Origin of the sequence: Pseudomonas pergaminensis (assembly GCF_024112395.2) — a bacterium.
In the GTDB taxonomy this organism is placed as follows: Bacteria; Pseudomonadota; Gammaproteobacteria; order Pseudomonadales; family Pseudomonadaceae; genus Aquipseudomonas; species Aquipseudomonas pergaminensis.
Window position 1 is genome coordinate 3,726,670 of the sequence record NZ_CP078013.2, and the last position, 18,155, is coordinate 3,744,824.

The following is an 18,155-nucleotide window of genomic DNA, read 5'->3' on the forward strand; positions in this document are numbered from 1 at the left end:
GCCATTGAGCACTACCTTGCGTGGCTACTTACAAGGCCAGCGTTAAGGAACGACCCATGCCTACTCCAAGCCATGCCCGTGCAACCAACCTGATCCAGCAAACTGTCGCCGAGCAGTTTCGAACGCGCCCCACCTTGCGCTCGGTTACAGCGCAGATGCTGTCGGACAACCTGAAGGAAAAGTACCCGCTATTGACGCACCCCATCTCGGACCTGCGCTTGGCGCAGCCCCGAGACGGTGGCGGCCGTGCCCTGCTGCCGCTATTGGACATAGCATTGGAACATCTTGCCGATGGCCGCTATCCAGACGTGTCAAACCGGCACGGCATGGATTGCTACCTGAGCGACGCCACCGGAACTCGCCTGCGTTATCAAGCTGAAAGCCCACACGACTATGACCTTCAAGTGATTGAGGCGGTTATTCATGAGCTGCCGCTGATCCTGTTTATTGATTTTCAGGACGCGCTGGCCGCGTACTGGGGCCAAGACAGCGATGCCGGTGGCAGCCGCTGGAAGTGGTTGGCGACAGTACTGCAAAGCCAACTGCGCCTGTCGACACTGCGCAACGTCGACGCCACTTCCCAGCAATTGTCGGCGCTCAGCCTGCTGACTCGCTATCCCGACCGGCAAACCCGTGCAAGCCAGTCAGAGCCTGGCACATTCGTCTATGCGTACACCCCCGCTGCTTGCCTTCAACAGGGCCAGACTACCCTGACCTTGCAGGCCGCAGACCTGTTGGTTGTGAGCAACACGGGTACCCTGCTCTGTACTGTTTCGGGCGAGGTCTTGCCGTTTGCCAACGTGGATGCCTTCGGACGTGCCTGGGCTGAACGCATGGAAGCGCGTTTTGGCGCCGACCGCGTCACCTGGCAACTGTATGAACCCGACGGCGATATTTTCGAAATCCAGGCGGCACTGCTACTCAACCAACAGTTGGACGATCTCGCCGCAGTCAAGCTCCCCGGTATGACCAACGTAGAGCACCTGCAAGCGCAATTTGCCTCAATTACCGACCCCTCACACTTACTGAGCGCCGAGACATTCGCGCCCCAAGCCCGTCTAGATGCCGCACTGCCGACCTGGCTGCGCGACGCAACCCCGCAGGATCGATTCGCTTATCACCAATGCCTGCTCGAGCAAACGGCCCTGAAACACGAGGCGCTTGGTGATCCGAACCTGAATGAGCTGGACGCCATCGACACTTATGCGGCCCCTCACCTCAACCATCAGCTGTGCCTGGAGCGCAACACGCACCTGCACGGCGAACGCACCTGCAGCGAAGAGGCGTTGGCTGCAGGGTACAACGCCCGCGAGTTGGAACTGACCTTCCACGTGCCGGTTGGCAACCTGGAGGGCGGCTACATCGAGAGGGTAACCATGAGCCTGCTTGACTTGGCGCTGAAAAATCTCGCCGGCCGCCCCAAAGGACGCATGACGGTGCGCCATACCGGCGGCCGTGAGATAGAAGCGTGGCTGACGCCCGACGCTATTCTGCAGCTGGTCCAGCGCGTCGATATTGGGCGCAATTATCCCAACTACCTGCGTGAACACCTGCTGAGCGACACCATCGCAGCGAAAAAGCGCCAGCGCCTGTTCTGCCGCCAACGGCCGGTGCAACTGAGCATTCAGGCACTTGAACATAAAATTCGCGGCGAAGCCGGGTTGACGCAACGAGGGTTTCGATGTGTGAGGGCAGCCTTCAAACCCAGTCGTTCGCAGCGCTGGGTCGACAATGATGAGATCGTCCTGCGCCCGCTCGCATTTGTGCGCAAGCCTGGTGCAACGGCGGATGTGGTAGACAACATGTTCATCATCGAGCCCAAACACACCGGCACAGGCCCGCACCTGCTCTACCGGCCTGCCTACTCACAATCGCTACAGGAATTCCCCGACCGCGACGCCCTGCTGGCAGCCATCGTCCAACCGGGTGAACTGCAAGACAGCGTATTGACCTGGCTGTCAGACAGCGCCAGGCCCATTTACAGCAACGGTGGCTTCACCGAGCCGCACTATGTGCGCATCGGCCTGGGATCTGAGTTTGATCTGCCGCGCAAACCTGACCCCGCAACGCTGGCGAGCGGGAATGATGAGAGCGCAAATGAAATCCACCATGCACAGGATGCCGGAACGTTGATGGAGTACCTGTTCAATTGCCAGGCCCACCAACTGCTCAACCAGGCTGAACGCGAGTCGACTTCCAATTCCGAGAGCCGATGGGCGCTGATCGTGGAAGGCCTGCAATTGGGCCTCAATACGTTGCTGATGGCTGTGCGCGGGCCAATGGCCGCTGTAGGTTGGCTGCTGCAACTGCTGGTCGGACTCAAGCACGATTTACCAGCGCTGGAAAGTAGAGACCCTACTGCCCGGGAGCTGGCCTGGGTCGACCTGCTGATGAACATCAGCATGCTACTGCTTCACCAGCGAGTGCCCGGCGACGAGCCTGTACATCCACGGCCGGACGAAACACGCATCGAACCAGCACCTGCTCGCAGGGGGCTGGAACGCCCACAGTCCACCCTGGAGCTACCCTCCAAAGCCGTGATCCAGCGCGGGGCGATCGGCCTGCCCGCCGAGCCGCCGGGTGACGGTCGCACCGTGCTTGACTTCGATCGCTCACTGGCCAGTGACACCGCGTGCGCAGCCCTGCTGGAAAAACTCTTGGCCTACACCGTGCGCTGGCCCGACCCCGCCCCCGTTCCGACCCAAGCCGGCGTCTACAAGGGCCTGTACTTGATCAACGGACAATGGCATGCCTCAGTGGGCGGCTTGCTGTTCAGGGTGACAATCGTCCCAGGCGTTGGCGAGGTGTACATCCTTCACCCCGAGAAACCTGCGCGTCCGGGCATTCTGCTCAAAACCGACGGCAAAGGCGGTTGGACCCTGGATCGCGGGCTCAAGCTGGCAGGCGGCGGCCCGAAGCGGCTGGCCGCGTTGCGCGCGAAAAACCTGGAACGAAAACGTGAGCTGCTTGCCGCCATCGACTCGCTTGCGGTGGAGGTCCGGGAGCAGTTGGAACCGCCTTGCAAGCAATCGGCTGCGCAGTTGAACACCTCGTACAAGACTCTGACAGAACAAAGACGCAAACTGAGATCGGTGTGGAGGCTCCTGCAAAGTGCTACCGCCGACCGGCTTCCCGCTCTGGAGGCGCGGCACCAAATGGAGATGCGCGACTACGCAAGGGTGCGGGGCTACTACCGGACATTGCTGGACACCTTCACAGAACAGTCCGCACACCTATTGGCGGCACGGCAAAAAGCGTTCAGCCTAGGCCAGGAACTCAAAGACGTTGCAGGGGCCGGCGCTCACGTCCAGGATCTGGAAAAAATGCTCGAGAACACCTGGGAGGGCACATTTGCGCTCTACGAATATGAGCGCGGGTGGTTGAACGACCTGTTCACTTCCAAGAGCGGCGAACCGCTGTACGATCTGTTGAAGCGCACGCACCTGAATACACTTTGGGGTGACCGTACCGCATTTGACGAACATGTCGCCAATTCTATCGAGGCCGCCGACACCTGGCAGCGAATGGCAAATGCCACCTCTACACTGGAAACCCTGTCTGAACAGTTGGAGCGGCTTTCTACCGGGGGACGTGCGATACGCAACCGCCTGATGAACGCGATCATTACCCCACAATATTATTTCGTGGCGAACCTGAAACTTAATGCATTGCGCCCGCTGGCATGGGCAAGTTTCGACTTATCGATTGAGCCGATGCGGCCACAGGAGGCACTCTACTACGAACTCCTGACAGAGCGTGACCTCAATCAAACCCTGCTTTCCCATATCGACGTACGCAGCAGCAACGACTACTCACTGAGCGACCAGCGCAGTGTTTACGAAACGCTCATCGAGACATACCGGCGCTATGAAAATGCCCTGCGGGCACTCAATGTGCTCAGATCCAAGCGTCTACTTGGCTCATCGGCACGGCTTCTGAAGGGACTGCAATACGCCTGCGCCCTAGCCGAGGGTGAATTGGAGACGGTGGTGCGCTTACAAGAAAAACTGGAGGTTGAACTGCCGCTGTCGAAAACCCTGCGCCCCAAGGCCCCCACCAAACGCGTGTTCAAGACTCGCCGTAAAGCTTATCTGATCGGCGACCTACAGCCGGCCAACGAGCACATTGCCCACGAACACTTGACCATCAGCGAGCCGATAACAGGCCACACCCTCGCCACCTATGACCGGCAAGACAATGAATGGGTAGAGACGACACGCAGCGTACGTGTAGAACCCGAGCCGGACGTGACGGTGCGCACGCTGGCGCAGGTGAGGGAGTCAGGCCGGGAACTGATCAGTCAACGCAAGGGTATCGAGCAACAAGTGGCAGCCGAGCAACTGTTGGTGGATGAAGAAGCCACCCGGGAAGAAGTCGACCCGGATACCTGGGACACATTGCTCACGACCCACGCCCGGAAACTGACCGCCTTGGCCGATGAACTGGTCCGAGATCACAAAGACAAACCCGCCACGCAAGACCTGGTGGATGAGTACCGTGCACACGCCAGAGACCTGACGCGCATCGCGCAGCGAGCATGCAGTCGCGCCTACAAAAAGCAACTACCCACCGCCGACAGCGTCACTTACCTATGGGAACATGGTGAGATCGACATCAACCTCACCAGCCCGTCCGACCCCGACCGACCGACACTCAGCGGTGATTTTTTCACCGAATATGCGGTGTATGACAAAACCGCCAAGCCGCCCGTGGTGCTGTGGTACGCCCACTTCCACTACCGCACCGCCGACGCTCCGCCGGCCAGCTACACCCGTGCGCATTTAAAGCTGCCGGAGCAACGCAAGTTTACCCAGAAGGATTTGCTCAAGGCGCACGTACAAGCCTATCTGGCCAACCAGAAGACCCCCGGCAGTGCGCCGGTCAGGAAGATCGTTTATGTGCTGATCACGCCACCGCTGGACAACCTGTTCCTGAAAATCGCCCCGCTGCCCTCGGCGACTCAATGACATCAGCGTAAAGCACGCCCTGTGGGAGTGAGTGAATCCCACAGGGTGATTGCCGACTCAATGGGCGAACAACGAGTTGCCCTTCTGCCCCGCGAGCTTCTCGGGCTTGATCAGGAAGCGCGCCAGTGCCGGCAACAGCCACAGGGCACCGAACATGTTCCACAGCAGCATGAAGGTCAGCATCAGGCCCATGTCGGCCTGGAACTTGATCGCCGAGAAGATCCAGGTGCACACGCCGATCGCCAGGCACAGGCCGGTGAACAGCACGGCTTTGCCGGTGGACTTGAGCGTCTGGTAGTACGCCTCTTGCAGCGGCAGACCGGCACGCAGGAAGCTTTCCAGGCGGCTGTAGATGTAGATGCCGTAGTCCACGCCAATCCCCACGCCCAGGGCCACCACCGGCAGGGTCGCGACCTTGACACCGATGCCCATGAACGCCATCAGCGCGTTGCCCAACACCGAGGTCAGCACCAGCGGCAACACGATGCACAGGGTCGCCGCCCAGGAGCGGAAGGTGATCATGCACATGGTCGCCACGCACAGGTACACCAAAATCAGGATGGTCAGCTCCGACTCCTTGATCACCTCGTTGGTGGCCGCCTCGATCCCGGCGTTGCCGGCGGCGAGGATGAATTCCAGGCCGTCCTGGTTGTTTTCCTTGGCGAAGTCCTGCACCGCATGCACGGCGCGGTCGAGGGTTTCCGCCTTGTGGTCGTTGAGGAACACCAGCACCGGCGCCAGCGAGCAATTGTTGTTGTACAGGCCATCGGCGCGGGCGATGGAGTTGTTCAGTACATCCGGGTTGCGCGACAGGGTTTCCCATTTCAGGTTGCCCTCGTTCATGCCCTTGATCATCTGCTTGGACACGGTCACCAGCGAGATCGCCGACTGCACGCCCTCGGTGTTCTGCATCTTCCACATCAACTGGTCGATCGGCGCCATCGCTTCGTAGCGCGAGCAGCCTTCGGCCTTGGTCTTGACCATCACCACCAACACGTCGGAACTGGTGGAGTAGTTGCTGATGATGAAATTGTTGTCTTTGTTGTAGCGCGAGTCGGGGCGCAGTTCCGGCGCGCCCTGGTCCAGGTCGCCGATCTTGAGATTCTGGCTGTACCAAAGGCCGCCGCCAAAGGCGACCAACGCCAAGGCGATGGAGATCGGTGCGACTTTCGGGTTGGCAAAGTTCGACAGCAGGCGCCAGAACGAATGTTCGCGGTTCGCGTCTTTCTTGCTCTTGGCGATGGCGCGTTTGCTGATGCCCACATAGGAAATCGCCACGGGCAGCAGGATCAGGTTGGTGAACACGATCACCGCCACGCCAATGGACGCGCCGATCGCCAGTTCGCGGATCACGCCGATGTCGATGATCAGCAGGGTGATGAAACCCACGGCGTCGGCCAGGATCGCGATCATCCCCGGCAGGAACAGTTGCCGGAAGGTGCGCCGCGCGGCGGTCAGGGCATTGTCCGCCTCGCTGGATTGCAGGGCGATACCGTTGATTTTCTGCACGCCGTGGGAGATACCGATGGCGAAGATCAGGAACGGCACCAGCATCGAATACGGATCGAGGCCGAACCCGAAGAAGTGCATCAGCCCAAGCTGCCAGATCACCGCCACCAGCGTGGTGCTCAACACCGCGACGGTGCTGCGCAGGCAGTTGGTGAACCACAGCAACAGGATCAAGGTGATGATGAAGGCAACGCCGAAGAACATCACCACCATCACCAGGCCGTCGATCAGGTCACCGACCTTCTTGGCAAAGCCGACGATGTGGATCTTGACGTTGGGGTTCTGGGCTTCGAACTTGTCGCGGATCTTGTCTTCCAGTTCGTGGGAGAACTTGCGGTAGTCCAGGGCCAGTAACTTGCCCTGATCCTGCGGGTCCGGGTAGGACTCCAGCAGCGGAATATCGACGATGCTCGACTTGAAGTCGTTGGCCACCAGGCGCCCGACCTGGCCAGACTTGAGCACGTTGTTGCGCAGTTGATCGAGGCTTGCCGGCGAGCCGTTGTAGCTCTGCGGGATCACTTCACCGCCGGCAAAGCCTTCTTCGGTCACTTCGGTCCAGCGCACGCTGGGGCTCCACAGCGACTTGAGGCCCGAGCGGTCGACGCCGGAGATGTAGAACACCTCATCGTTGATCTGACGCAGGGTCTCCATGTACTCCTGGGTGAATATGTCACCGTCCTTGGCCTCCACCGAGATGCGCACGGTGTTGCCCAGGTTGGCCAGGTCGTTGCGATGCTCCATCATCTTCTCGATGAAGGGGTGCTTGAGGGGGATCATCTTTTCGAAGCTGGTGGACGGGCGAATCAAGGTCGCCTGCCAGAACAGGAAGATGCTCACCAGCAGGCAGATCACGATCACTGCCGGGCGATTGTTGAAGATCAGGCGCTCAAGAAAGGTCGCTTTATCGTTGTGATGACTGCTCATTCTTTCCCCGCCCTTATTATTGTTTTACGAGTTCGGCGCCGTTGGGCGCGGCGACGCGAACGCCACCCTGCCCCGCCAGAATCAAGTTGCCGTTGCCTGCCGCCGTGACGGACGACAGCGAAATACGGTCCGGACGGTTGAACACGCTGAAGGTCAGTCCATCATCATGGCTGACCACCACGCTGCCGCCATTACCCACGACAACGATGGCACCGTCATCCAGCAAGGTCGCGCCCGACAGGCCGAACTCCAGCGCTCCCCGCGCCGCGTTCAATTCGACGGGTTCCCAGGTGCTGCCGAAATCCGTGGAACGGTACAGGTTGCCGCGCAAGCCATAAGCCAGCAGGGTCTGCGGTTGCGCTGTGCTGATCACGCCAAACAGCGAGCCCTCATAGGGACCTTCGAGTTTTTCCCAGGTCTGGCCGTCGTCGCTGGAACGAAACATGCTGCCCTGCTCGCCGACGATAAACAGGCCGGCGTCCTTGATGTGGGCGATGGCGTTGAGGTGGTACTGGTCTTCGTTGTCGAGGCGGTCGCTGACGTCATTCCAGCTCTTGCCGCCGTCGGTGGTTTCGATCAGCGCACCGTAGGCGCCCACGGCCAGGCCGTGGCTGGCATCGTTGAACCACACATCCAACAAAGGCGCTTCGCGCTTGAGGTCCTGGTATTGCTGGGTCCAAGTAGCACCGCCATCGGAACTGGCAAGGATTTGCGCATCATGGCCAACCGCCCAGCCCTGCTTGTCATCGACGAAAAACACCGCCGTGAGCAATTGCCGGGTGGGGACTTTGGCTTGGGTCCAGGTGTTGCCCTGGTCATCGGAATAGAGGATATGCCCGCGATCACCGACCGCCACCAGGCGCTTGCCCGCGTGGACCACGTCGATCATCAGGCCTTTGGCGGCCTTGGGGGATTCAATCGCAAAAGTGGTATCGCTGGCGGCCTGGACGGAGGTGGACAACGCGGCTGACGCTACCCCCAGTCCAAACAGCGAGAGCGCTGCGGCCAGCATCGCAACCCTGCGTGCGGCGCGTGGGCGGCAAACAACCCAACCCATGACAGGCTCACTCATAGACCTTTCTCCCATTTATTATTGTTATCGCCTGCCTTCCGGGGCCTTGAAACCTGCAATCTAGAGCGCCTGGAGGAAGCAGGGGCCATCCTATCGGGCTTTCGAATCGTCTGACAATCGGCGCTACGTTATCTTTTGTTAACTGAGGGCCTTTCGTCAGCGCCTGAATATAGCTGCATTCGCGGGGTTGATCGTCAGCGTCTTAATGAATTTTTATTCCATCTATTGAAATTAGAGAATTTATATTCCATTAATAGGCCTTCTGAAAATAATAATGCAAAGGACCACGACGATGCGTGCACTCGGAATCGGCTTGATCGGCACAGGCTTCATGGGCCGCGCCCACGCCCTGGCTTTCAATAATGCTCGCGCGGTGTTCGACCTGCCGGTACACCTCCAGTTGGCCGCCCTGGCAGATGCCGACACCGAACGCGCCCAGCGTTGCGCCACAGCCTGGGGATTTGCCCAGGCCCATGGCGACTGGCAAGCACTGATCAACGACCCCAGTGTCGACGTCGTGGCCATCACCACGCCCAATCACCTGCACTACCCCATGGCGATGGCTGCCATTGCCGCTGGCAAGGCGGTGTACTGCGAAAAACCTCTTGCCGTGAGCCTGGAACAGGCCGACGCCATGCGCCGCGCCGCCAGTGCCGCCGGGGTGGTGACGCGGGTGGGCTACAACTACCAGCACAACCCGATGATCACGCTGGCGCGGCAGATGATCGCCAACGGTGACCTCGGCGAAATCATCAGCTTCCAGGGTGAATTCAGCGAAGACTTCATGGCCGACCCCACCTCGCCATGGTCCTGGCGTTGCGAAGTCGAACATGCCGGCGGCGCCCTGGCGGACCTGGGCAGTCATTTATTGTCGATGGCGCGTTATCTGGTCGGTGATGTGCAGAGCGTGTGCGCCGATACCCAAACCGTCCACGGCCAGCGCCCTGCCGTCAAAGATAGCGCCGAGCGCAAAACCATCGCCGTGGATGACCAGGTGCACGCCCTGCTGCGTTTCGCCAACGGCGCACGCGGGACGGTAAGCAGTAGCTGGCTCAAGCACGGTTACAAAAACCACCTGAGTTTCGAGATCAGCGGAACGAAAGGCACCTTGGCGTTCGATCAGGAGCGTTTGAATGAATTACAGGTGTGTCGCGCGGGCCAGGATGGGTTCCAGCGTTTACTCGCAGGCCCGGCCCTGCCGGGTTATGCAGCGTTCAGCCCGGCGGCGGGGCACCAATTGGGGTACAACGAGCTGAAGACGCTGGAGGTGCAGGAGTTGATCATGGCCGTGGCGGGTCAAGGTGCGGATGGCACTGATTTTGAAGCGGCGTGGGAAGTTGAGCGGCTGGCGACGGCGATTCGCGTGGCGGCCAGGGAAGAACGCTGGGTAACCGTAGACGCTCTCTAAACCACACCGCCGAAACCTGTGGGAGCTGGCTTGCCTGCGATGGCGGTGCGACTGATACACCGCTATCGCAGGCAAGCCAGCTCCCACAGTGGGTTCACCTAAACGTTCAAACTAGCGCAAAGCCCTGCGCAGCACTTTACCGACCGTGGTCTTGGGCAGCTCGGTGGTGCGGAACTCCACATACCGGGGCACCTTGTACCCTGTCAGATACTCGCGGCAATGCGCCAGGATCTGCTCCTGGGTCAGGTTCGGGTCCTTGCGCACCACGATGATCTTCACTTTCTCCCCGGTCACGCCATCTTCCACCCCAATCGCCGCCACTTCCCCTACCCCAGGGTGCAGCGCCACCACGTCTTCGATTTCATTGGGGTACACGTTGAAACCCGAGACCAGGATCATGTCCTTCTTGCGGTCCACCAGGCGAATGTAACCACGCTCGTCCATCACGCCGATATCACCGGTCGACAACCACCCTTCTGCATCCAGGACTTCGGCGGTGGCCTCCGGGCGCTTCCAGTAGCCCTGCATCACCTGCGGCCCACGCACCTGCAGTTCGCCCTGCTCGCCAATGTCGGCCAGCTCGCCGTCTTCGCGCACAAAACGTACCCAGGTCGACGGCAACGGCACACCGATGCTGCCGGTGAATTCCATCTCGCGCATGCGCGCAATGTTGATCGGGCTGATGCTCACTACCGGTGAACATTCGGTCAGGCCGTAGCCCTCTATGATCGGCAGCCCGGTGACTTCCTTCCAGCGCTTGGCTACCGCCGTGTGCGTGGCCATGCCGCCCGCGATCACCATGCGCAGGTCGGAAAAGTCCCGTGCGCAGAACTCCTTGTTCTCGAGCAGGCCGTTGAACAAGGTGTTGACCCCGGCAATCCCATTGAAGCGTTCCTTGCGCAGGATCATCTGCACGCGCTTCACGTCCCGCGGGTTGGCGATCAGGATGTTGCGCCCGCCCAGGCACATGAACATCAGGCAATTCACCGTCAGCGAAAAGATGTGATACAGCGGCAGCAAGGTGACGTTGGTTTCCTGCTTGTCCTGGTCCAGTTGGTCGCCAACCCAGGCCTTGGCTTGCAACAGGTTGGCGATGATATTGCGGTGGCTGAGCATCACACCCTTGGCGTCGCCGGTGGTACCGCCGGTGTATTGCAAAAAAGCCAGGTCGTCGAGGTGCATCTCCACAGGGAAATGGTTAAGCCCACGGCCCTGTTTCAACGCCTGGTTGAAGCGTATCGAACCGCGCAAATTGAACGCGGGCACCTGTTTTTGCACGCGACGCAGGATAAAGTTCATCGCCGCGCCCTTGAAGGTACCCAACAGGTCACCGATGGCGGCGATCACCACGCGCTTGACGCTGCTGCCAGTGATGACTTTCTCCAGGGTCTGCGCGAAGTTCTCGAAGATCACCACGGTTTCTGCGCCGCTGTCCTTGAGCAAATGCTTGAGTTCATGGGAGGTGTACAACGGGTTGACGTTGACCACCACCGCGCCGGCCAGGATCGTACCCAGCAGGCAGATCGGGTACTGCAAGCAATTGGGCATCATCAGCGCCACGCGATCGCCCTTCTTGACGCCCTGCCCCTGCAGCCAGGCGGCGAAGGCATAGCCTTGCACCTGCCAGTCGGCGTAGGTCATTTCGGTGCCGATGCTGACGTAGGCCACCCGCTCGCGAAACTTCTCCAGGTGCTCCAGGAACACCTCGCGCAGCGACGGGTAGTCCTCGATGCCGGCCTCGATATCCGCCGGGACGCCAGGCAGGTAAGCGTTCAACCAGATCCGTTCGGTATGTTCCAGGCTTACAGCGTTCATGGCAGTCTCCTTGTTGTTGTTTTTGATAGAGCTACTTTTCGACGATAGCGGTAATGCCCAGCCCGCCCGCCGCGCAGATGGAAATCAAGCCGCGCCCGCCGCCGTTCTCATGGATGATCTTGGCCAACGCCGCCAATTGCCGGCCACCAGTGGCGGCGAAGGGATGGCCGCAACCGAGTGAGCCACCGTTGACGTTCATCTTGGCGCGGTCGATGGCGCCCAGCGGTGCATCCAAGCCTAGGCGCTCGCGGCAATAATCGGCGTCTTCCCACGCCTTGAGCGTGCACAGCACCTGGGCGGCGAAGGCTTCGTGGATCTCGAAGAAATCGAAGTCATCGAAGCTCAGCCCTTCGCGCTTGAGCATGCGCGGCACCGCATAGGCCGGAGCCATCAGCAGGCCCTCGGTGCCATCGACGAAATTCACCGCCGCCGTTTCGCCGGTACGCAGATAGGCCAGCACCGGCCAGCCGTGCGCGGCCGCCCATTCCTCGCTGGCCAGCAGCACCACCGAGGCGCCATCGGTCAGCGGTGTTGAATTGCCCGCAGTGAGCGTGCCGTTTTGCCGGTCGTAGGCTGGGGACAGGCCGGCGAGTTTCTCCAGGCTCGCGTCGGCGCGCAGGTTATTGTCCCGAGCCAGGCCGCGATGGGGGCTGATCAGGTCATCGAAGAAACCGCGCTTGTAGGCCGCGTCCAGGCGTTGATGGCTGGTGAGGGTCAGTTCATCCTGGGCCAGGCGCTTGATCTGCCAGCGCTTGGCCATTTCTTCGCAGTGTTCGCCCATGGATAAACCGGTGCGCGGCTCGCCATTGCGCGGCAGCAATGGTTTGAAAAACATCGATGGCCGCACCTTGAACAGCGCCTGCAACTTTGCGCCCATGCCCTTGGCGCGGTTGGCCGCGAGCAACGTGTGGCGCAGGGATTCGTTGATGCCGATCGGTGCGTCGGAGGTGGTGTCGGAACCGCCGGCGATGCCTACGTCGATCTGACCCAGGGCAATCTTGTTCGCTACCAGCAAGGCCGCTTCCAGGCCGGTGCCGCAGGCTTGCTGCACATCGTAGGCAGGCGTGTACGGCGACAAGGTGGTGGACAGCAATGACTCGCGCGCCAGGTTGAAGTCCCGCGAATGCTTGATCACCGCCCCAGCGGCGAATTCGCCCAGGCGTTGGCCGTGCAGGTTGTAGCGGTCGACCAGGCCCTGCAGGGCGGCGACCAGCAGGTCCTGGTTGCTGTCGTGGGCGTACACCGTGTTGGAGCGAGCAAACGGGATGCGGTTGCCGCCGATAATCGCGACGCGACGAACCGGGGCCGGGTTGAAGCTGTAGTCACTCATTCCACGCTCTCTTTCCAGATGAATAGTCCGCGCATGTGGGGTTTGTCACCGGCGAAATTGCGCACTTCGAATTCGCGGCGCGGACCGGTCACCGGGTGACTCCAAAGAGCAACCTGGCCAGGCAGGAAGATCGGCAACTTGAAGTCACAATGCGCCTCGGCCTGGTCCAGCCCGCCGGGCGGTTGCTGCGCGGCGAGTGCGCGCCCCAGGGTCCACATGCCGTGGGCTATGGCGCGGCGAAAACCGAAGAGCTTGGCGCCAATCACCGAGGTGTGAATCGGGTTGAAATCCCCTGACACCTTGGCAAAGCGCCGGCCCAAGTCAGCCGGCAACACCCAGCGCTGGGTACGCAGCAAACCGTCTTCCTGCAGCGGCAATACGTCGTCCCACGGTTCACCCACCGGGTCCTTGACGTCCCGGCGCAGGTACAGGCTGTCGCTTTCCCACACCAGTGTGTCGGCGCCGTACGCACGGGTGGCGATGCTCAGCGCCTGGCCCTTGGGATGGGCAACCCAGCGCTCGCCATACACTTCCAGCCGCAACGCCTGGCCTGGGTGCAAGCGCTGGTGCTGACGAATGCGATTGGCCAGGTGCACCATGCCGCTGGCCGGATACGGGAAGCTCGGCCGCGTCAGCAGCATCAGGTGCAATGGGAACGCCAGCACGTGGGGGTAGGACAACGGCACGCCCTGCTCGCGGCGAAAACCACAGGCGCGGCCATAGGCTTCAATATCAGCGGCAGACAACTGCGCCGCCGAGCGCACCAGGCGTTCCTTGGGCAGTACGGGCGCACCGTCGAGCTTGGGTTTGCGCAAGGCGCGTACGCCATCGAGCAGCAAGCGCGTGCGTGATGGCGGCGGGTCAATGATCTGCGTCACGTAGTCCATGGACTCAGGCTCCCAGCAGGCTTTGGCCGCACACACGGATGACCTGGCCGTTGACCCCGCCTGACGCCGGGTGTGCCAGCCAGGCAATGGTCTCGGCCACATCGATAGGTTGCCCGCCCTGGGACATCGAGTTCATGCGCCGCCCGGCTTCGCGGATCATCAGCGGGATTTTCGCGGTCATCTGCGTCTCGATAAACCCGGGTGCCACTGCATTCACCGTGACGTGCTGCGCCGCCGCTCGCGGTGCCAGGCCCTGCACCAGGCCGATCACGCCAGCCTTGGAGGTGGCGTAATTGCTCTGCCCAAGGTTGCCGGCGATGCCGGAAATCGACGACACGCAGACGATGCGCCCGCCGGAGTTCAGGCCCTGGCTGTCCAGCAGTGCATGGCTGAGTTGCAACGGCGCCTCTAAGTTCACGGCCAGCACACTGCGCCAGGCATCCTCGGTCATCTTGGCGATGGTCTTGTCACGGGTGATGCCGGCGTTATGCACCACCACATCGAAGGCCCCGTATTGGCTGACGTGGGCCTGCAACAGCGAGGCTGCATCGGTTGCGGTGATGTCCAGCGGCAGCGCCGAGCCGCCGACACTTTCCGCGGCCTGTTGCAGCAACGCCTGGGCCTGGGGCACGTCCACGCACACCACATGGGCGCCGTCCCGTGCCAACACCTGGGCAATCGCCAGGCCGATACCACGGGAAGCGCCGGTGACCAGCGCGCGACGGCCGGCGAAGGGTTTGTCCCAATTGACGCTGACCTGGCCGTCCACCGGTGCCTCCAGGCGGATCACCTGCCCCGAGACATAGGCCGAGCGGCGCGACAGGAAGAACTGCAGGCTGCTGTCCAGCGCGGCTTCGGCGCCGGGGGCCACGTAGACCAACTGCACGGTGATCGCGCGCCGCAACTCCTTGGCCAGCGAACGCACCAAGCCTTCAAGGGCGCGCTGGGCGATGGCCTGGGGCAAGTCCTGGCAGTGTTCCGGCGCGGTGCCGAGCACCATCACGCGGCCATGGTGGCCAATGCGCTTGGCATTGGCGTGGAAGAACACATACAGCTCATCCAATTGGTGCGGGTCGGTCACGGCACTCGCATCAAACACCGCGCCCTGCACCTTGACCGTGGACGGCGCCTTAAGCGTGGCCGGCGTGGCGATGACGGTGTCGGTGGCCGCGAACACCCGCTGCACCTCGACGGCCAGGCGCCCTGCCCCGGCGACGATCACCGGGTTGACCAGCCCTTGCTGGCCGCTGCGATGGCGTTGCAGCGGCAAGGGCTGCGGCAAGCCGACGGCCTGGGCCAGGCGCCGACCCCAGGGGGAATTGACGAACGAAAGGTAGCTGTCACTCATAGAGACATTCACTCACAACACATTCTGACCGTGAAAACCCGATCCCCTGTGGGCGCTGGCTTGCCTGCGATACAGTCAACTCGGTGTGTCAGTCGCACCGAGGTGATGCCTTCGCAGGCAAGCCAGCTCCCACCTTGACCGTGATTTTCCTAATTGACCGAGGCGTTTTCGCTTTGGTTGTTGCGACGTTTCGTCGTCGGTTCCAACGCCTGCTTGCGCTGCTGCAACGCTTCCAGCAAGCCGAAGTCCTGGGGGAAGTCGTCCACCTGGATGCCGTGGTCGGCGTATTCCACATAACGGCCGAGCAAGGTGTCCTCGTCATCGCTGATCAAGTCCAGCGCGCGCGCCTTGACACGCCAGGCGGTGAAGGCCGTGGCCGAGATCGGCATCGGCGCGATCAGGCCCTGCTTGACCGCCGGTTTGAGTCGGGCCTCGATCAACTCGACTTGCGGCAGCAGGCGGAAGCCCAGTTCGCCGTAGGCCAACTTGTCGATTTCCGGACGGGGTATGTAGGAATTGGCCAATAGTCGGTCGCGGGTCTCGCCCGGTGTCTGCACCACATCAGCAACTTCGGCCAGCAGACGGTCCGACGGTTTGCGCAGCGGGATACCAAACGGGAACGTCAACGCCTTCAGCACGCTTGCGGCCACTTTCGACGGGTAGTTATCGAGCACTTCGGCCAACGCTTCATGGGCGCGCAACAACGCGTCCTGGGCCGACCAGTGCACCAGCGGCAGGTCTGCCTGGGGCCGGCCGTCATCCTCAAAGCGCTTGAGCACGCAGGACAGGATGTACAGCTGCGACAGAATATCGCCCAGGCGCCCGGTGATACTTTCCTTGCGCTTGAGGGCACCGCCCAGCACGCCCATGGAGATGTCCGACGTCAGCGCGAGCACCACCGACAGGCGATTGGCCTGGCGGTAGTAGGACGCCAGTGCCGGGTCGGTCTTGGCCGGGGCAGAAATCAACCGCCCGCCTGTCAGGGCATGCACCGCTGCGCGGACGGTATTGGCCAGCACGAAACTCACGTGGCCGAACATCGCGCTGTCAAACGCTTCCAGCGCCTGGCGCCGGTCCGGGTTGCGCGCGGCTTCCATCTCACGGAACACATAGGGATGGCAGCGGATCAGGCCCTGGCCAAAGATGATCAGGCAGCGCGTCATGATGTTCGCGCCTTCTACCGTAATCGCGATGGGGCTTTGCTGATAGGCACGGGCCAGGAAGTTGTTCGGGCCCATGCAGATGCCCTTGCCGGCGACGATGTCCATACCATCATTGACGATGATCCGCGCACGCTCGGTGACGTGGTACTTGGCGATCGCCGAGATCACCGACGGTTTCTCTCCCGCATCCAGGGACGCCACCGAGACCTTGCGCACCGCATCGCAGGCATACAGGTGCCCGGCCATGCGTGCCAGCGGCGCTTGCACGCCTTCGAACTTGCCAATGGGCAGGCCAAACTGCTTGCGCATCGCCGCGTAGGCGGTGGTGCCGCGCACCGCGACTTTGCCCAGGCCGACGTTGGCCGACGGCAGGGAAATCGCCCGGCCGGCTGCCAGGCACTCCATCAACATGCGCCAGCCGTTACCGACTTGCTCGCGGCCACCGATCACCCATTCCAGTGGGATGAAGACATCCTTGCCGGTGGTAGGACCATTCTGGAACACGGCATTGAGTGGCCAATGGCGGCGACCGCTGTTTACCCCCGGATGGGACGTCGGGATCAACGCACAGGTGATCCCCAGCGAGCCGGGCTGGCCAAGCAAGCCATCCGGGTCTTCGGCGCGAAACGCCAGGCCGAGCACCGTGGCAATCGGGCCCAGGGTGATGTAGCGCTTGTCCCAGGTCACGCGGAAGCCCAGGACTTCCTCGCCTTCATGGGTACCTTTGCAGACGATGCCCAAGTCGGGAATCGCCCCGGCATCGGACCCCGCATACGGGCTGGTCAGGGCAAAGCACGGGATGTCTTCACCCCGCGCCAAGCGCGGCAGGTAGTAATTGCGCTGGGCATCGGTGCCGTAATGCAACAGCAGCTCGGCCGGGCCGAGGGAGTTGGGCACCATCACCGAAATGGCGGCCGCCGAGCAACGCGTCGACAGCTTCATCACCACCTGCGAGTGCGCGTAGTGGGAGAAGCCTTTGCCGCCGTACTGCTTGGGAATGATCATGCCGAGGAACCCGGCATCCTTGGTGTACTGCCAGCCTTCGGGCGACATGTCCTGCCAGACCTGGGTGGTTTCCCAGTCGTTGGCGATATCGCACAGGGTTTCGACTTCGTTATCGAGGAAGGCTTGCTCTTCAGCGCTCAGGCTGGCCGGTGCGGCTTGCAGCAGGCGCTGCCAGTTGGGCTTGCCGCTGAACAGCTCGGCGTCCCACCACACGGTGCCGGACTCGATGGCCGCTCGTTCGGTGTCGGACATAGCCGGCATGATTGTACGAAACAGGCCCAGGGCCTTGCTGGTGAGCAAGGTGCGGCGCAGGGGTTTGATCGTCATCATCGCTGCGGGCAACACCACCAGGAGCGCCGCAACGCTCATGCCGAAACCGGCCACCACGTTGAACAGGTAACCCGCCGCCAGCCAGATCAGGCCTGCCCCCAACCAGTGGATGGCAGCGGCTTGTCGATACGCCAGGGCAATCGCAGCTGCGAAACCCACCAATAACCAGATAATCATGGGGATACCTCAATTCGATTCAGGGCACGACCATTACGCTGGCCGCTCGATGTGAGCTGCGGCGTAAAGCCACACTACAAACTCGGAACGCTAAATTCAAATTTTGTTTTGAAATTTTTATTTAATGCTTGGGCGAAAAAAGAGTGGCTGAACACGTCAGCCGGGTCTGTCACTACGCTGGAAACTACCCATGAAATGAGGATGAATGCCTGGACGAAGG

At 61.5% G+C, this 18,155-nt stretch carries 9 protein-coding genes; 2 read left to right on the forward strand and 7 right to left on the reverse strand.

What is annotated here, in order from left to right; genetic code table 11:
• The first annotated feature begins 56 nt into the window (after positions 1 to 56).
• The gene (locus KUA23_RS16795; protein WP_252992458.1) at positions 57 to 4,967 is read left to right on the forward strand and encodes a dermonecrotic toxin domain-containing protein; all 4,911 of its coding nucleotides are present in this window, start codon (positions 57 to 59) and stop codon (positions 4,965 to 4,967) included.
• Between the two features lie 57 nt (positions 4,968 to 5,024).
• Here KUA23_RS16795 and KUA23_RS16800 read toward each other — a convergent pair whose 3' ends face one another.
• Together KUA23_RS16800 and KUA23_RS16805 are read right to left on the reverse strand one after the other, a co-directional pair.
• A complete protein-coding gene (locus tag KUA23_RS16800; RefSeq protein WP_099491601.1) occupies positions 5,025 to 7,400 on the reverse strand; it encodes an efflux RND transporter permease subunit in 2,376 nt (791 codons plus the stop codon).
• Positions 7,401 to 7,416: 16 nt separating this feature from the next.
• Positions 7,417 to 8,457, reverse strand: a complete 1,041-nt coding sequence (locus KUA23_RS16805) for a WD40/YVTN/BNR-like repeat-containing protein (RefSeq protein WP_100490502.1) — start codon at positions 8,455 to 8,457, stop codon at positions 7,417 to 7,419.
• Positions 8,458 to 8,764: 307 nt separating this feature from the next.
• Here KUA23_RS16805 and KUA23_RS16810 point away from each other — a divergent pair, with 307 nt between their 5' ends.
• Positions 8,765 to 9,880: a Gfo/Idh/MocA family protein gene (locus KUA23_RS16810; RefSeq protein ID WP_252992459.1), complete on the forward strand. Its 1,116-nt coding sequence runs from the start codon at positions 8,765 to 8,767 to the stop codon at positions 9,878 to 9,880.
• 111 nt (positions 9,881 to 9,991) lie between these two features.
• Here KUA23_RS16810 and KUA23_RS16815 read toward each other — a convergent pair whose 3' ends face one another.
• The 5 genes from KUA23_RS16815 to KUA23_RS16835 form a co-directional block, all read right to left on the reverse strand.
• Positions 9,992 to 11,695, reverse strand: coding sequence for an AMP-binding protein (locus KUA23_RS16815; RefSeq protein ID WP_100490500.1), 1,704 nt, complete (start codon positions 11,693 to 11,695; stop codon positions 9,992 to 9,994).
• A 31-nt stretch (positions 11,696 to 11,726) separates the two neighbouring features.
• Complete coding sequence (locus KUA23_RS16820; protein WP_252992460.1) at positions 11,727 to 13,025, reverse strand: acetyl-CoA C-acetyltransferase; 1,299 nt, start codon at positions 13,023 to 13,025, stop codon at positions 11,727 to 11,729.
• A complete protein-coding gene (locus KUA23_RS16825; protein WP_078048767.1) occupies positions 13,022 to 13,912 on the reverse strand; it encodes a MaoC/PaaZ C-terminal domain-containing protein in 891 nt (296 codons plus the stop codon). The genes KUA23_RS16820 and KUA23_RS16825 overlap by 4 nt, the downstream gene beginning before the upstream one ends.
• A gap of 4 nt (positions 13,913 to 13,916) precedes the next feature.
• On the reverse strand, positions 13,917 to 15,260 hold the full coding sequence (locus KUA23_RS16830; protein WP_252992461.1) for a 3-oxoacyl-ACP reductase: 1,344 nt from the start codon (positions 15,258 to 15,260) through the stop codon (positions 13,917 to 13,919).
• Positions 15,261 to 15,409: 149 nt separating this feature from the next.
• Entirely contained in the window at positions 15,410 to 17,935 is a 2,526-nt protein-coding gene (locus KUA23_RS16835; RefSeq protein WP_252992462.1) for an acyl-CoA dehydrogenase, read from the reverse strand.
• Positions 17,936 to 18,155 lie beyond the last annotated feature (220 nt).

Excerpts from the sequence above, each read along its gene's own strand:
- KUA23_RS16795 (WP_252992458.1), top strand. The coding sequence starts at position 57 with ATGCCTACTCCAAGCCATGCCCGTGCAACCAACCTGATCCAGCAAACT.
- KUA23_RS16800 (WP_099491601.1), bottom strand. The coding sequence starts at position 7,400 with ATGAGCAGTCATCACAACGATAAAGCGACCTTTCTTGAGCGCCTGATC.
- KUA23_RS16805 (WP_100490502.1), bottom strand. The coding sequence starts at position 8,457 with ATGGGTTGGGTTGTTTGCCGCCCACGCGCCGCACGCAGGGTTGCGATG.
- KUA23_RS16810 (WP_252992459.1), top strand. The coding sequence starts at position 8,765 with ATGCGTGCACTCGGAATCGGCTTGATCGGCACAGGCTTCATGGGCCGC.
- KUA23_RS16815 (WP_100490500.1), bottom strand. The coding sequence starts at position 11,695 with ATGAACGCTGTAAGCCTGGAACATACCGAACGGATCTGGTTGAACGCT.
- KUA23_RS16820 (WP_252992460.1), bottom strand. The coding sequence starts at position 13,025 with ATGAGTGACTACAGCTTCAACCCGGCCCCGGTTCGTCGCGTCGCGATT.
- KUA23_RS16825 (WP_078048767.1), bottom strand. The coding sequence starts at position 13,912 with ATGGACTACGTGACGCAGATCATTGACCCGCCGCCATCACGCACGCGC.
- KUA23_RS16830 (WP_252992461.1), bottom strand. The coding sequence starts at position 15,260 with ATGAGTGACAGCTACCTTTCGTTCGTCAATTCCCCCTGGGGTCGGCGC.
- KUA23_RS16835 (WP_252992462.1), bottom strand. The coding sequence starts at position 17,935 with ATGATTATCTGGTTATTGGTGGGTTTCGCAGCTGCGATTGCCCTGGCG.